This window comes from Aquabacterium sp. (genome assembly GCF_029946005.1).
In the GTDB taxonomy this organism is placed as follows: domain Bacteria; phylum Pseudomonadota; class Gammaproteobacteria; order Burkholderiales; family Burkholderiaceae_C; genus Aquabacterium.
The window spans coordinates 162797-178087 of sequence record NZ_JAQSDR010000002.1 but is presented as its reverse complement, the minus strand read 5'-3'; the positions used below and the strand labels follow the sequence as shown (position 1 = coordinate 178087).

The 15291-nt window shown below is 57.2% G+C and carries 13 protein-coding genes; 3 read left to right on the top strand and 10 right to left on the bottom strand.

From position 1 onward, the window contains the following. Nucleotides 1-46: 46 nt before the first annotated feature. The 5 genes from PSV38_RS01200 to PSV38_RS01180 form a co-directional block, all read right to left on the bottom strand. Nucleotides 47-955 carry a PEP-CTERM sorting domain-containing protein gene (locus tag PSV38_RS01200; RefSeq protein ID WP_300543902.1) on the bottom strand — a complete coding sequence of 303 codons (909 nt, stop codon included), beginning with the start codon at nt 953-955 and terminating at the stop codon, nt 47-49. A 21-nt stretch (nt 956-976) separates the two neighbouring features. Further along, nucleotides 977-2221: a glycosyltransferase WbuB gene (locus tag PSV38_RS01195; protein WP_300543900.1), complete on the bottom strand. Its 1245-nt coding sequence runs from the start codon at nt 2219-2221 to the stop codon at nt 977-979. A gap of 176 nt (nt 2222-2397) precedes the next feature. Beyond that, nucleotides 2398-3549, bottom strand: coding sequence for an acyltransferase (locus tag PSV38_RS01190; protein WP_366526630.1), 1152 nt, complete (start codon nt 3547-3549; stop codon nt 2398-2400). Between the two features lie 34 nt (nt 3550-3583). After that, nucleotides 3584-4753 carry a glycosyltransferase gene (locus PSV38_RS01185; protein WP_300543895.1) on the bottom strand — a complete coding sequence of 390 codons (1170 nt, stop codon included), beginning with the start codon at nt 4751-4753 and terminating at the stop codon, nt 3584-3586. A 70-nt stretch (nt 4754-4823) separates the two neighbouring features. Next, nucleotides 4824-5921, bottom strand: a complete 1098-nt coding sequence (locus PSV38_RS01180) for an acyltransferase (RefSeq protein WP_300543893.1) — start codon at nt 5919-5921, stop codon at nt 4824-4826. Nucleotides 5922-6125: 204 nt separating this feature from the next. Between PSV38_RS01180 and PSV38_RS01175 the strand changes: the two genes are divergently transcribed. Continuing rightward, nucleotides 6126-7208 carry an acyltransferase gene (locus tag PSV38_RS01175; protein WP_300543890.1) on the top strand — a complete coding sequence of 361 codons (1083 nt, stop codon included), beginning with the start codon at nt 6126-6128 and terminating at the stop codon, nt 7206-7208. Nucleotides 7209-7211: 3 nt separating this feature from the next. Here the strand turns inward: PSV38_RS01175 and PSV38_RS01170 are convergent, their stop codons facing one another. From PSV38_RS01170 to PSV38_RS01155, 4 genes are read right to left on the bottom strand one after another with little or no spacing between them, the layout of a single operon-like run. Beyond that, nucleotides 7212-8102 carry a glycosyltransferase family 2 protein gene (locus PSV38_RS01170; protein WP_300543888.1) on the bottom strand — a complete coding sequence of 297 codons (891 nt, stop codon included), beginning with the start codon at nt 8100-8102 and terminating at the stop codon, nt 7212-7214. Then, nucleotides 8033-8596, bottom strand: coding sequence for a putative colanic acid biosynthesis acetyltransferase (locus PSV38_RS01165; RefSeq protein WP_300543886.1), 564 nt, complete (start codon nt 8594-8596; stop codon nt 8033-8035). The genes PSV38_RS01170 and PSV38_RS01165 overlap by 70 nt, the downstream gene beginning before the upstream one ends. A 54-nt stretch (nt 8597-8650) precedes the next feature. Next, on the bottom strand, nt 8651-9637 hold the full coding sequence (locus PSV38_RS01160) for a GNAT family N-acetyltransferase (RefSeq protein ID WP_300543883.1): 987 nt from the start codon (nt 9635-9637) through the stop codon (nt 8651-8653). 9 nt (nt 9638-9646) lie between these two features. Continuing rightward, a complete protein-coding gene (locus PSV38_RS01155; RefSeq protein ID WP_300543880.1) occupies nt 9647-10426 on the bottom strand; it encodes a ChbG/HpnK family deacetylase in 780 nt (259 codons plus the stop codon). Nucleotides 10427-10740: 314 nt separating this feature from the next. Here PSV38_RS01155 and PSV38_RS01150 point away from each other — a divergent pair, with 314 nt between their 5' ends. Continuing rightward, nucleotides 10741-12459, top strand: a complete 1719-nt coding sequence (locus PSV38_RS01150; protein WP_300543877.1) for a DUF1800 family protein — start codon at nt 10741-10743, stop codon at nt 12457-12459. A gap of 5 nt (nt 12460-12464) precedes the next feature. Beyond that, nucleotides 12465-13982: a DUF1501 domain-containing protein gene (locus tag PSV38_RS01145; protein WP_300543875.1), complete on the top strand. Its 1518-nt coding sequence runs from the start codon at nt 12465-12467 to the stop codon at nt 13980-13982. On the opposite strand, the gene PSV38_RS01140 is transcribed toward PSV38_RS01145, so the two are convergent. Continuing rightward, the gene (locus tag PSV38_RS01140) at nt 13969-15147 is read right to left on the bottom strand and encodes a hypothetical protein (RefSeq protein WP_300543872.1); all 1179 of its coding nucleotides are present in this window, start codon (nt 15145-15147) and stop codon (nt 13969-13971) included. The genes PSV38_RS01145 and PSV38_RS01140 overlap by 14 nt on opposite strands. Nucleotides 15148-15291: the final 144 nt, after the last annotated feature.

Here is a 15291-nt window from a genome sequence, read left to right as displayed (position 1 = left end):
AAAGGCCACCTGATCAAGGTGGCCTTTGAACATCTCACCGCGATTTTTATCGCTGGCGATACCGGCGCAAAGCTCCCAAACCTGCCAAGCCCAGCACTGGCAGAATCCACGAAGCTGGCTCAGGCACCGCCGTGATCTCGGTGTAACCCGTCAAGGCAATGGTGTCCTTGGCCGACAAGGTGAACTGGGTCTTGAAATCCCAGTAGTTGTAGTTGCCAGTGCCCGTGGTGTCGGCGCTGTCATTGCCGTAGGCCTGGCTGCCAAAGGTGGTGGAGGTGTACGCGTTGCCCACATCCACGCCGCCATTGACAAAGGTCGTGCCCCCGTCGCTGGACAAGCGAACCGCCTGCAGCTTGGTGAAACCAGGCACTTGCGAAACGTTGATAGCACCCGTTCCGGAAGGATTGGTCACGCCGCCAGAGATGTCGGCGTGCAAGGTGTAGTTGCCGTTGATGGTCGGAGCGATGGATTCGCCATAGTTGACCGTGTAGGTCTGGGTCGTGTTGGTGTTGTTTTTGGCGAAGAAGCCGTAGGACATGTCGGGATCGATGTTGCCCAAGGCAGTGAAGGTCACGCTCGTGCGCCATGGGTTGCTGGGGTCGGCCGCACCAGAACCGATGGTGCCATTGACCGTGGCCCAGCTGTGCCATGAAATGCCGGGGATGTTCACATAGGTGTCGGTCTTGGTGTCATAGACCTGGGTGGTCCCCTTCTTCCATTCGCCAAGCGCATCGCTCACTGGCGTTTGAACGCTGCTGAGGTTGAGGCCAAAATTTCCGGTGCTGGCGTCATAGCTGGAAAAGGGCGTCAGGTTGAGGTCCCAATTGAAGCCTGCTTCATCGGAGATCTGGACCGACATGGCTGCGTGGCCTGTCGGGTAGGACCCCGCCAAGGCTTGGCCACTCAAGGCCATGGTGGCCAAGGTGATGGCCGTGAGGTGTCGAATGGTTTGCATGGTTCCCTCTGAGATTATTGGTTAAGAGTCGATGGTGATCGGATCCGGGGCCAGCAACTCGTCGAGCTGCTGGATCCACTTGCCCAGAACAGACTTCTGGGCCAGGTGGTCTTCTGCGAACCGCCGGGCCAGCAGGCCCAACTCATGGCGTGCATCAGGCCGATTGGCCAGTGACTCGATGGCGTCGGCCAGGGCCGGGTGGTCATCGGGCGGCACCACGATGCCGCAGCGAGACACCACGTGTGCCATCTCCGTGCCTTCACGACACGTGGCCACCACGGGGCGACCGCTGGACAACATGCCCGACAGCTTGGAGGGCAGCACCAGGTCTTCCGCCTCGGGGCACTGGGGCAGCAAATGGATGTCGGCCAGGCCCAGCAACTCGCCCAGGCGCTCGACGGGTTGCAAGGGCAGCAGCCGCACATTGCCCAGGTCCGCACAGGCGGCTTCGAGCTGGGGCTTCATCACCCCATCGCCGCAGATTACGAACTCAACGTCCGTGCGATGCGCCAGCAGCCTGGCGGCCTCGGGGATCATCATCAAGCCTTGCTTGCTGCCCAAGGTGCCCGAGAACAACACCACCGTGGCGCTTTGCGAAATGCCCAGCTCTTCGCGGTAGGCGCTCACATGGCCCAAGGGGCGCACCTTGTCCACATCGACCCAGTTGGGAAAGTGCCGAATGCAGTCGCGGTCCACGCCCTTGTTCCGCAAGCGGTCCACCATGCGCATCGAGATGGACGACACTACATCGAAGCGCCTGAGCATGCGCCGCTCCAGCCATAGCAGGGTCTGGCGCGCGCCTCGGCCTTCCATCAGGCCCATTTTGAAGGCCACGTCGATCTCGAAGTCCTGCACATGCAGCCAGGCCTGGGCGCCAGACAAACGCGCGGTCAGCCAGCCGGTGGGGGCGCACACAAAGGCGGGTGCCACGGTCAACACCACGTCCGGGCGCCAGCCCACTTGCCGCAGCATCACGGGCAATGACGAGGCCGCGAAGGTCAGAAGATGCAGGATGCGCTTGAGGCCACTGGGTTTGGCGGGCACCCACAGCGGGGCGCGCCACACGCGTGCGCCTTTCCACATCTCGTGGCGGTAAGGTGGCCATGCATAGCCTTCGGCGATTTTCCAGTCGGGGTAGTAAGGCGGTGCGGCCACCACGCGAACCTCGTGCCCTTCGGACACCAACCACTCGGCCATCTCGCCGGAGTACTTGCCAATGCCTGTCGGCTCGGGGGCGAAATTGGCGCTGTAAATGAGAATCTTCACGGATGTTCTTTCAGCGCTGACTGTTCGTGTGACTCCAACAGGCGTGACAAAGCCGCCGCGTGGTCCACATGGATCACGGGATGCATCTGTCGGTGTTGGAGACCTGTCGACTCTTTGCGCTGTGCCGCTAAGCGCGCTGAGTTCTTAACGAATGGTGACGTTTCAAGTTGTCATCTTCATGAACTCGGGGGGTGCCGAATGCCGCGTTGCGCGGACATGGACAAGGCCATCATCTTTCGCACGGTGGGTGTGTGCCGTTCGCACAGCCACCACACCACATGCCCAGCCAGAATCAGAACCCCCAGCCAACCCAGCATGACCGTCCAGGACAGCAGGGATGGCTGCATGCGTTCATCAAGGTAGGCACTGGTGCCGATCAGCATGACCAAAGGAAAATGCGACAAGTACAGCGAGAAGGACATGTCTGACAAGCGCTCAATGGCGTGCCGCATCCAGCGAGGCCATGACCGTGATGACGACAGAGGCCCGCAGTGGTAGACAAAGTAGGCGACACCCATGCCCAGCACGAAGTCTCCCCATGGCGCATTCCAGTTTTTTGGGGTGGCCCATTTTGAAAATCCAATGGCGGCCAGGAATGCCAAGCTGGCGATCGCGGGTTGCAACCAGCGGCCTGGTCTTGTTGATCGGCCCGAAGATGGCCTGTGGACGCGGGGCGTCACAAATGCGACGACACCCATGAGCCATATGGCGTAGCCGCACAGAAGATCGGCGGGCAGAAGAACACCCAGAGCCAAAGTCAATGCCGCAGCAGTCCATCTTTGGCGTGCTGTGATGCCGGTCTTCTGGCCAGCGAATGCGATGAACATGAGTGGGAAAAGCACGTAGTACCAGAACTCGTTGGCCAGGCTCCACAGTGGGCCGTTGCTGCCAAAAACAGGTACCTTGATGGTCTGCAAGAAAACCAGGTTTCCCAACAACGTGCCCAGTGAGGCATCGTAGTGATCGGGCTGCGGCGCCGAATGCCAGAGCGTCGCATAGGCACCTGAAAGTACTTGCGGGGCCAGCTTGACAATGGTTTGATCGACGGCCCAAGTCAGGGCCAGGCATGGCAGCAGCACGGTCCACAGTCGACTTAATCGCGCTTGTGCATAGGAGCGCCAACTGAAGCGCGAGCCTGCGGTCAACACGGACCCGCCCACCAGGTAGCCGCTCAAAACAAAAAACACCATGACCGACTGGTGGCCCAGGCTGGTCAGGGCATACAGAAAAGTGTCAACCAGACCTGGCGATTCGGCAGTGCCCAGGTCCACCATGGTGGCGGCGCGCAGGTGGCCGGCACAAACCAGCACGGCCGCAAGGCCTCGCATCAGATCGAGCAAATGATGGCGGCCCTTGGTCACCTCAAGACTCCAGCGCAAACACCGACTGATAAATCGAGAGATAGCCTTCGATGGCCTTGTGCGTGGTGAACTGCCCGGCCCAGGCAATCCGGCTTTGCCGCTGTGAAACCTGTTCGCCCTGATCCACCTGAAGCAATGCCTCCAGCACATCAGCGCCTTGCTCTGCCCACGCGCCGATGTCATCCCCCGGTTTGAGTATGGGCAAGTAGCTGGCCAGCGGCCCGGCGATCTCGTTCATGGGGGCATCGTCGGTGGTGATGACCGGGCAGCCGCAGGCCTGCGCCTCCACGATGGGCCAGCCAAAGCCCTCGGCCAGACTGGGGAACAAGAATGCCCTGGCCACTGAATAGGCGGCCTCCAGGGCTGCGTTGTCAATGCCTTGGTAAAACAGAACGCAGCCTTGCGCAGGCACTTGCTTCAGGGCATCAAGAACCTCCGGGTTGGAGGGGTGAGGGCTGACCATCCACAGCGGCAGTGGGTTGTCATGCCGCGCGGCGTACCGTGCATACAGGTGGATGACCCCAGCGGTGTTTTTGTACCATTGGCCACCGCCAACGTGCAGGATCATGCCTTCGTCGGTGGCCGGCAGGCCGGCTCGGCTCAGCTTTTGAAAAGCCTTGGCGCGGGGTACTGGCTTGTAGGGATAGTTCAGGCCGTTGTAGACCACGCGCGATGTCTGGGCTTGTACCTGCCCATGCTCTACCAGGTCGTTCTGCGTGCGCTTGGACACAGAAATGAAATGCCGGGCTTGACGGAAGCCGCGGCGAATGTAGCGTTGGTATAGCCGACCTGTGCTGGACGTCGGGTTTTGGGGGATCTGCCCCAGGGCTGAGCGCAGTGCCAGCAAATCATGGGCATGAACCACATGGGGCAGGTGCTTGACCAGCGGAACCCATGGGCCGAGTGCCTGGTCGCAAAACACGAACAAGGTGCCGGGTGGTTGGCGAAGCAAACGAGCCTTCACCTGGAGCGGAAAGACCAGGTACTGATCCACATAGCCCGCCCATTTGGCCAGCCGTGTTTTGTCGAAAAAGGTGTGGACCCAGGCCTGTGGCGCCCAGTAGGCAACCTCGTAACCTTTGGCCTGCATGGCACCGCCAATCATGCGTGCAAAGCGCGGCATGCTTTGCGAGCGCATGAACGAGGGGTGGCAGAAAAATACGAGCTTCATGCCGCACTATTTTGGCCATCGCGTGTGACGCCATGACGACGTTGCAGGCTGGAAGCGCGTCATGGCGCCGTCAGCCACTGGGCAGTGGCTTGCTGCCAGTGGCCCAGTGGCTGGGGCGAGGTGAGATGTGGACATTGATGGCCCGCATGATGGGCCGCTCAATGCGCGCATGAAAAGCCATGGCAACCAATGTGCAGGTTGACACAATGAAGATTTCAGCCACCCAGGCGCCCAAGGGGCCGGACATGCCCGACAGAACCGCGATTTTGCAAAGAACGGACATGATGGGAACATGCAAAAGATACAGCGAATAGGATGCATCGCCGATCTTGGCCATGAAGCTGCTTGTTGATATTCTGTTGCCACCGTCCTCGTGTTTGATCAGGCCCAATACCAAAGATGAACTGAAAATTCCATAGGCAATGATGTGGTCAATGGGGCCCCAATCTTTGCCATAGATGTTCTCTGCGATTGCAAGTGCTGCAAATCCCAGGGCGCCACCCCATGCGAGGACCAGGGGGTTAGGTATTCGACATGAGCTTTTGGCGGCGTAGGCCACCAAAACCCCCATCCCAAATAAAAAAATACGAATATTGGAGAGGTATTCCTGATAGAAGCCTATGCTGTCAAATACATTAAAAAAGAAATTGATCAAAAAAAGCGCAGCAGGTATAAATAATAACCATTGGCGAATAATGCCAAGCCCAATTGCTGCATAAAAAATAATTTCGTATTGAAGTGTCCAGGCCACGAATAAAACGGGTGCGCCCACACCCCCAACGACATTCTTGTCTTGCGGGAGTAATAAAAGTGAGCGAAGCAATGTAGCTACGTCGGTAGGAAGCGTTTCTCGCCAAGAGGGGGTGGTATACGCAACTGCGTAAACTGCCAAAAATACTATCCAATAGGATGGGTAAATTCTGACAGCTCTTTTAACAAGGTATTGGCCTAGTTTTTTAGGGTGATTGAAGTCCTGAAAGTGGGCCCACGTCACGATGAATCCGCTCAGAACAAAGAAAAAAGGTACTCCAGCATCGCCAAAAAAAAACACACTGAGGGTGTCGGCATCACGGCCGAAATAATTTTCTTTGTGCAGGTTGCCCCCCACATGGAAGCACACCACCATCAGGGCTGCCAAGGCTCTGCATATCTGAATTGATCCGTACATGCGCCGCCCATCCGTTGGCTGTGTTCAAAATTGTTGCCTAACGCAACTGTGCTGAACGCTAGCAGGTTGGCATGAATGGCGTGTGACATTGGTTAAAAATGGCCTGCAATGAACATGTCATCATGATTGGTCAGACTGGGGGCGTGCTGACTTGGCAAAGAGAATAACGTGTTCCGTTCGCGGCGTAGGGGTATGGCCAACCAAATGACATCCATTGCCAGTCAATTGCCAAAACGGACGGTTTTTCCTGTGTTGGACGGATTGCGTGCCGTGGCGGCCTTGAGCGTCTTCGGTCATCATATTTATCAGCAATTTTCGGAACAGTGGCCAAATAGGTATCTCGAGTCCGTGATGGGCCACCTCGGTCCGTGGGGAGTCTCTGTTTTTTTTGTGCTCAGCGGCTTTTGCATTCATTGGGCCAGGCTGATGGATGAAAATCGGGGCATTGCCTTTCAGCGCAAGGCTTACGCGATCCGGCGATTTTATAGAATATATCCGGCATTCTTTTTTTGTGTCATCTTGTCATTCGTGCTGGGGAAATTTTATTCGTCGCACTTGTTGCCTCAGGCTGCCAGTAACTCGGTGTTTGCACATTTAAGTTTGCTGAGCAGTTTTTTTGCTGAGCATCGAGTCGCTGTGAATAATGTTCTGTGGTCAGTAGTGGTTGAGTGTCACTTCTATTTGTTGTATGCAGCGTTCTGGCGCCGCTTTGACGGGCCCCGAAAAACAATGAGGATCCTGGCCCTGGCATGGTTGATCAGTATCCTGACTTTTGGAATTTCTTTCAGTATCTTGCCCACGGGGCCAAATCGAGTGGTGTTGCAGAATATCTTCCTGGCAAGTTGGTGGGTTTGGTGCCTAGGCGCATTACTCGCTGAATGGATTCATCAAGGCAAATCGTTGAAGGTCAGCCAGCGGCATGGCCGCATGGTCTGGATGACCTGTTTGCTGCTGTCGCTGCTGATTGGGCTGTTGCCTCACCCTATCGATCTGCAAGCTCGTCGTTTTTTGCTTCCACTGTTGGTTGCAGGTTTCCTGTATTTCTTGCTTCAAGATGAAAGGCAGGATAAATTTCGAATTCCATTTTTAATGTCTTTGGGTGCCATGTCTTATTCGCTGTACCTGTTTCACCCTTTGGCCATCTGGCTTGGTTTGTACGTCGAAGCCGAGGAGACATGGCCTGCTATTGGCATCATGCTGTTGGCTGGCGTGGCAATGGCTGCAGCGGGTTATCGCTGGATTGAAATGCCCTTTGTGGCCCTTGGGAAAAGGGCCTTGTCACGATGACGGTCAGGGCTTGTCGCTGTATTCACGCACCTTGAGCACAATCATGTACTCGTAAATGGCACGCAACAGGGCATAAATGAAACCAGATTTGCCATCAAGAAAGCCGCGTTTGCCGATGTACAGCACCGAAAACATGATGAGCGGCCTGAAAGGCATGCGGTAATAGAGTTCCTTTTGATGGAATCTCCTGACGTTCAAATCTTTGGCAGTCAATGCCTTGATCAGGCTGAAATCACCTCCGCCCGACTTGGTGTTGTCAATGATCTGACCTGCTTCGAAGGTGCTGTAGGAGTTGTGTTTTTCAAACCAGAACTTGATGCCCTTGCTGAAAGGGTAATGCACAAAGTGCTCAGAGATGTTCCCCACGGGGCCATCCACCTTGGACACCGGATTGGTCAGGCGCTCGTAGCGCAAGCGCATTGGTTTAAACAGGCGGATGTTGAACGGGGATGGCGTGACATGCTTGAGCCAGGTTCCAAACAAGTAGTCGCGCCGTTTGATCCGAAAGGCTACCGCGTCACCTGGGTTCTGGATGGCCGCCTGCATGGCCCGCACCAACTCTGGCGTGACGCGTTCATCGGCGTCGCTGTAATAGACCCATGGGTGCTTGAACGGGATGTTGTCCAGGCCCCAATTCTGGTGTGACGCCCAGTTGTCGAACGGCCGCTGCGTGACCTTGGCGCCATACCGTTCGGCGATCGAAACTGTCGCGTCGGTGCTCATCGAATCATAGACATGGACGTCATCCGACCACCCCATCGTATCGAGGCATCCAGGCAGATCCTGCTGCTCGTTTTTGGTCAGAATGATGACTGATATACCGCTCATCGTTGCACCTGCTCGCGCGCTCTGTCTCCGACCTTTTTGGCCGGCACGCCTGCCCAGACCCCCCACCCGGTTTGCACGGATTTGGACACGACGCCACGTGCCGCAATGACAGTGCCCTCAGCGATATCGACCCCCGGGCAGACAAACGTGTGGGCGCACAACCAGGTGTACTTGCCGATGGTGATTGGCGCTGTGGTCAACTGCATGTTCCTTGAATTGAAATCATGGGATCCCGCGCACAGGTAGGTGCCTTGTGACACCACGGCGAAGGAGCCGATGTGGATTCGATCCATGCTGTAGATGACAGCACCTTCGCCAATGCCCACGTAGTCGTCAATGGTCAGGTTCCAAGGCGCCCAAACCTTGACTGAGGGATGGATGTGGACGTACTGGCCCAACTTGGCCCCGAACGCCTTCAACAGAGCCCGCCTCCACCCATGCATGAGGCGAGGCGTGGGCCTGAACAACAGCATCCAGGTGATGTCCCAAAGTTGTCTGGCCAGGCGTTGCTTGAGCGAGAACGAGGGGGAGGTGTAGGAGTCTTGGCCTTCAAGGATCATGGCCGGTATTGTCTTGATCGAATATGACAAGACTCCACTTGCTGAACCCTTGGCTCAGCCGATGTCGCAGTCAGACAGCTGCAACAAACCCGCATGACGCAGGTCGGCTGAAAAATTTGATTGCCCATGGGTCATCACGCAGATGGGCAGTGAGCGGTGGTGCACCAGCTTCTTCAGCCCATAGTGCAAACGGGTTTTTGAGGCGTCCCACGGTGTGTTCAAGTAGATGCCAGCGTATTGGTGCGCCTTGAACTCATGCCGAAATATTTTACGAATTTCAGCAGCAGCGTTGAAGGTGCCTAGCCTTGCATCATGGCTTCCAAAATCAGAAACCATGAGCACGCGGTACTTGCCCAAGTGGTAGTCGCGCGTCGCCATTGAAAAATCTCCGCGCCGAAAGAAGGCGTAGCGCCTTGAGTCCAGCCCAAAAAACCGCCACTGAAAATACGCTTCAGAAAACAGGTTGAGGCGTTGGCGATCTTTCGCATGCATGAAAAAATCGTGACCAGAAATTTGGTATGAATCTGCACGTCTTGAAAGGTCATCCTGAATGCCGCCTTGGGAGGGGCGGCGGTGCTGGGCTACCAAGCCGGTGAGGTTGGGTGACAGCATGAAGTGCGAGCGCTCGTCATCGATGATCTCAAAACCCAGTTTGGCGTACCCCGGGGTGGATTGCGCGTTGGGCGTGCCATACACGGCTTGAGCACCCTGCTCAAAAGCATGGGTGGTGCACAGCTTCACCAGCCGGCTGAACAATCCCTTGCGTTGGTGTTCCGGAGCGGTGCCCGTCTCGCCAATCTCGTAGGCCTTGTACCTTGTCCCATTGAGCACCAGGGCTTTGCCTGACAGATAGCAGGTCGCAGCCACCTGGTCTCCAGCCAATGCGACTGCGAAGGCGCCACCATGCGGGTTGTCAAAGCACCACCACTTTCGGCGGGCCTGCGTGGCGGCATTCACGGGGGCGTTGATGTTGGAGTTCACCAGGCGTTGATAGGCGTCAAAGTCCTTCGACGAGAAAATGACGAGCTTGTAGTCCGACATGCCGAGACGCTAGCCGATGTGGTTGAAGTTGATCAGGCGGGTATGGCTGTCAGTGAGCAGAGACGCAAAGCGCTGGTCCAACAGCGGGCGTGTCTCATCATGCCGCCAGCTTTCGCCATAGCCAGGATGCACCGCCAGTTCAGTCGTGCCTGGAGGCAGGAGCGTGAGCAAGTGTTTGAACCATTGCCCCTCATAGTTCGAGATCGTGAGGAAGTGATCAGTCAAGGTCAATGCATTGAAAAATGGCGTTGACAACCGATTGATGACCTTCGTGCTCATTCTCGATCCAGGACCATAGAGATTCTGTGGTCGCCTAACTCGATGGATGTTTCTTTGCTGAAGCGCCTTCTTCAACGCGGTGATCACGCCCGGAAACTTGTGCAAATGACCATGGCTGTCAATGTGCGACACCTTCACGCCCTTTGCCTGAATGATGTCAAGTTGAGCCAGCAACTCGGTTTGCAAATCCAGGGGAGCCAGTTGCCACAACATGGCCCTCTTGCGCTGCTGGCCGCTTCGCCGAAAGGTTTGTGTGCTTTGATCGATGAGGCTGATCTGGTTTCTGGAGACAGGCCTGTGCTGGTCGACGATGTTGAAGTGGAGTCCGAACGAAAAGCGATGCGCATTGGCAGCTGCGTACGCGCAGGCCATGTGGGTGGCTGGTCGACCCGTCATGATGGTGGCGCTGGTGATGGCGCCGGCTTCCATGCAATCAATGGTTGCCTGGCACGAGTCTTCATCCCATCCGAAATCATCGGCATTGATGATCAGCTGTTTTGAGTAGTTCATGTATGCCACGCGTCCGAAATGATCGACTTCATTCTGACCAATGGATATGACGGCATGAAGACGATGCTTCCAGGTGACAGTCGTAAGGAGGCGTAATGCCAAGCGCTTATGTGCTTTTTCTCTGGGACATGAAGTGCCTCCATGCCGGATCATGTTGGCTTCAATGTGGATGCCGAGGGATCGTGGCGATGTTTTTTTCCAGCTGTCGTGATGGGTTGAAATGGTTGGCGGTCGCCCTGTCCACCTTGACCGTCATGGCGTGTGGCGGCGGAGGCAACACATGCGCTGAATGCGGTGTTGGCTCCGTGCCCCCGATGAGTCCGGCACAAGCCGAGCAGATCGCCGCGCAGCTTGCTCTGGCAGAGGCTGTCGCCCCGCCACCAGTCAACTCATCCCCAACACGCCAAGCGGCGACGCGGTTTTTAACGCAAGCCACCTTTGGTGCCACCCAGCAAGAGGTTGATCGTGTCAGGGCCATTGGTTATCAAGCCTGGCTCAATGAGCAGTTTGCCGCGCCCGTGTCGTCCATGTCTCACTTGAGCGCCTGGGATGCCAGTGACAAGGCGATTCGGGCCATCGATGCGGGCTCAAGGGCCACCAAGGGGAACGTGGTCAGCAGCTTTTGGCGAGAGGCAATCACGTCGCCGGATCAGCTGCGGCAGCGCGTCGCGTTCGCACTGTCCGAGATCTTCGTCATCTCGGTCACCGACAGCTGTGGTGACAATGCATTCAGCCGCGGCGCGGCGGACTACCTGGACACACTGGGCAGGCAGGCTTTCGGAAGCTACCGGGCTTTGCTGGAGTCGGTCGCCATTCATCCGATCATGGGCTGCTACCTGTCCCACATCAAGAATCAGCCCGAAGACACGCCCACGGGACGGGTGCCGGACGAGAACTTCGCCCGAGAGATCATGCAGCTTTTTTCTATCGGGCTGTATGAGCTGAACGCGGATGGCACCCACAAAACCGATGCGCATCAGCAACCCATCGAAACCTACAGCGCCAGCGACATCTCCGGCATGGCGAAGGTGTTCACGGGTTGGAGCTGGTGGTGCTCGCAAGGGCAGACAGCGGGGTGCTTTTTCTCGAACCCCAACCACCCGGAGCAGTTGGTCACCAGCATGCGTGGCTATGCCCTGTACCACTCGACCGCCGAGAAGAGCTTTCTGGGTACCGTCATCCCTGCCAGCACGTGGGCCACGCCAGAGAGCAGTCTGAAGGTGGCACTCGACACCTTGGCAAGCCACCCCAACGTGGGGCCCTTCATCGGCAAGCAACTCATCCAGCGCCTGGTGACCAGCAACCCCAGCCCCGCCTATGTGCAGCGGGTGGCGAACGCGTTCAAGCTTTCTGGCGGCAGCATGAAAGCCATGGTCACCGCCATCTTGCTGGACCCCGAAGCGCGTGACATGGCCAGCCTCGGCAGCGATCGGTTTGGCAAAGTCCGTGAACCTGTCCTGCGGTTTTCTGCCTTGCTGAGAAGCATGGGCGCTCACTCCGACAGCGGCATGTTCCTCATCATGGCCACGGAGGATCCGGGCTTTGCCTTGGCTCAGTCGGCTCTGTCATCGTCGTCTGTGTTCAATTTTTTCCGTCCTGGGTATGTCAAGCCTGGCTCCCAGTCGGCATCGGCCTTACTACTGGCACCCGAGCTTCAGATCGCCACAGAAACCAGTTCGGCCGGCTACGTCAACTATCTGATGTATTTTTTGCGGCATGGCACCGGGTTGAACGGCTACGACCGCAAAGCCTCGCGTGCAGATGTTCAGCTTCTGGCCAACATTGATCCTGACCACGCTTTGCTCACCTTGGCTGACAAACCGGCTGACTTGGTGGAAGAAATCAACCAGCGCTTGATGTACGGGACCATGCCCTTGGCGCTTAAAACGGAGATTGTTGGTGCGGTGCAGAGCGTGGGGGCTGGCCTTTTATCAAATCTCAGCGTTGAAAAACTCACTGAAAACCGTCGGCGACGTCTGTGGTCAGCTTTGCTGCTGACCATGGCTTCTCCAGAGTTCCAGATCCAAAAGTAGCCGACATGACTGATCAATCACACAGCGCATCACGCCGACTTTTTTTGCAGCAGGCCCGTGCATTTTCATTGGTGGGTGCGGGCGCGCCCCTGGCCATGGGGCTCACGGCCGCCAGCGCCATGGCGGCCACCGGCGCAAGTGACTACAAAGCTTTGGTCTGCATATTCCTGTACGGTGGCAACGACGCTTTCAACACGGTGCTGGCCAGCGATGATGAGTCGTGGGCCAATTACACCTCGGTCAGAAATCAGCAGCCCGAGTCCATTGCACTGTGGCGCAACAAGCCGGCTGACAAGACCCAAACGCCCGGCTCACCCGCGTGGTTGGGCGGGGTATTGCCGATCTCGCCCGCCACAGTGCAGGCTGGCCGCAGTTTTGCGCTGCATCCCATGTTGTCGGACGTGCAGGGCATGTTCAACACCACCAAGCGCTTGGCCATCGTGGCCAATGTGGGGCCTTTGGCCGAACCCTTGAAAAAATCCGACTACGCGAGTGGGCTCAAACAGAAGCCCAAGAAGCTCTTCTCGCACAACGATCAGCAGAGCACCTGGATGGCCTTGGCGCCAGAAGGGGCCACCGTGGGCTGGGGTGGGCGATTGGCGGATGCGGTTGTGGGCGCTAACAGCAACAGTTTGTTCACCGCCATTTCGCCCAGTGGCGGCTCGGTGTGGCTGTCAGGTAAAACGGTGCAGCAATACCAGACCGGCGATGCTGGTCCTATTCGCCTGGGCCCTGCACCTGCTCCGAATGGCATCAAGTGGGTTTATGACTCGGATGCGGTCGGCGTGGCGCTTGAGCGCATCGTGACCAGCTCGCGCAGTAGTCATCTGATGGCCGTCGATCTGGCTGACATCGGGCGTCGCGCCATCAGTGCAGAGCAAACCATCAGCGCGGTCTTGCCTTCGGCTTCCAGCGCGCCATACGGGCCTGCGGGGGCGCTTCAGTGCGATGCTTTGGCAGGAGGAAAAGTGCAAAACCCTCTCGCTCAGCAACTGCAGACGGTGGCCCGGATCATCTCGGCACAGTCAAAGCTGGGCATCAAAAGGCAGGTGTTCTTTGTGGGCTTAGGGGGCTTTGACACGCACAGCCAGCAAAATCGCAGCCATGCGGAACTGCTGAGTCGGTTGAACCATGGGCTCAAGTACTTCGACTCAGTATTGAGCGCCATGGCGCTGACCAACCAGGTGACGACCTTCACGGCTTCTGACTTTGGTCGGTCGTTCACGAGCAATGGTGACGGGTCTGACCACGGCTGGGGCGCGCATCACATGGTGATGGGCGGTGCTGTGCAGGGTGGGGATGTTCATGGCGACTTCCCGATCCTGGCCAAGAAGAACCGCGCGAACAGTGATTTTGACGGTAGCCCTGACCAACTGACCAATGGCGTGCTGTTACCGAAGGTCTCCATCGAGCAGTATGGGGCCCCTTTGGGGCGTTGGTTTGGTTTGAGCGACAGTCAGCTCAAAGACGTGTTCCCCAATCTCAGTCGATTCTCAGGCGTGTCCGGCTTCATGAAAGCTTGAGGCGATCAATGGCCCGTTTCATACCGGCAAGGCTCAAGATAGATCCAGATTTTGACGGCTTGCTGCTGTACCAGACGTAGGCAAGGCGCAGAAAATAGGTGGCGATCAAGGCTATCGACAAACTGCGCAAGGTGCTGAGGTACTGAGAAACACCCCCCTCAACGTTGAGCAGGCTGTCGGCTAACGATGCGGCGATGATGAGGTGACCAGCGGCGCCAAACCTGCGGGTATTGCGCAAGATCACGCTGTAGATGCCCGCCTGCAGCAAAGAATAAATGAAGATGCCAGGGATACCGAAGTCCGCTGCACCTGCGGTGGCGATGCTGTTGGCATCGTCCTCCGGCGAAAGACCGAAATGAGGATTGGCCACGGACTCTTCAACGCCCAAAGCGATGATCTTGTACTTCTCCGGCCAAAGGACCGATGGAACATTGATGGCGATGTCAAATACCAGCACATCCCCATACAGGGGTTCCTGAAGCTCCAGGGCGCCTACCAGTTCGGCAAGGTAGCCAATGATGAAGGTGCGGCTCTTTTGGTTCTCTGCCACTTCCTCATCCAGACCAGTATCCTGAGCGTTGATCAGAACATCAAAACCTTTGCTCAGCATCGCGACCGTGTCACGCGTGCTGCCCAGCTCCCACACAGCCATGCGCATCGCGAAGAAGGCCTTGGACGCAAACATGATGAGCGCCGCAGACAACGCGAAAGTCAGCAGGTTCTTGAGGGTGAAAAGTCGTTTGGGTGGATTGGCCGCAAAGTAGCACATCAGGCACACGACCAAAGAGTAGATGAAAACCCGGCGACCTTGGTAGAACTGAACCATCATCAAGACGATCAGCACGGACAGCATGAGATAGCGCTGCCAGCCATCAAAGCGCCGCCACACAAAGCTGGTCAACGCCGCAGCGGGAACAATGGCCGCCACCGTCAGAGCAGCCAGGGGTGAGACACGCACGCCTTCGCCGGTCATGTCCTGGTGAAAGCCGATGCTGCCCGTCGCAATCTGCACAATGGATGCAGCCGCGATCGTGGTGACGAAAGCCAGGATCGGCTTCAGATGCGCGGGGTTGATCGTGAGCTTGCCGAAGAGGTGGTTGCGGTCCAGGCTGGAAGCCACGCACAAAGTGGCGCCAAGCAGCATCAGCAGTCCTGCCGCCTTCATGACGTGCTTGGGATGGGCGGTTGTCAGACTCAGGTAGTCCGAAGGCACGCGCAGCCATGTCAGCTCTGTGTTCAGCGTGCCCAGTCCATAGGCCAGGCACAGCGCGGTCAACAACAGGTCCCAGGGAGTGATGTGCGATGACCT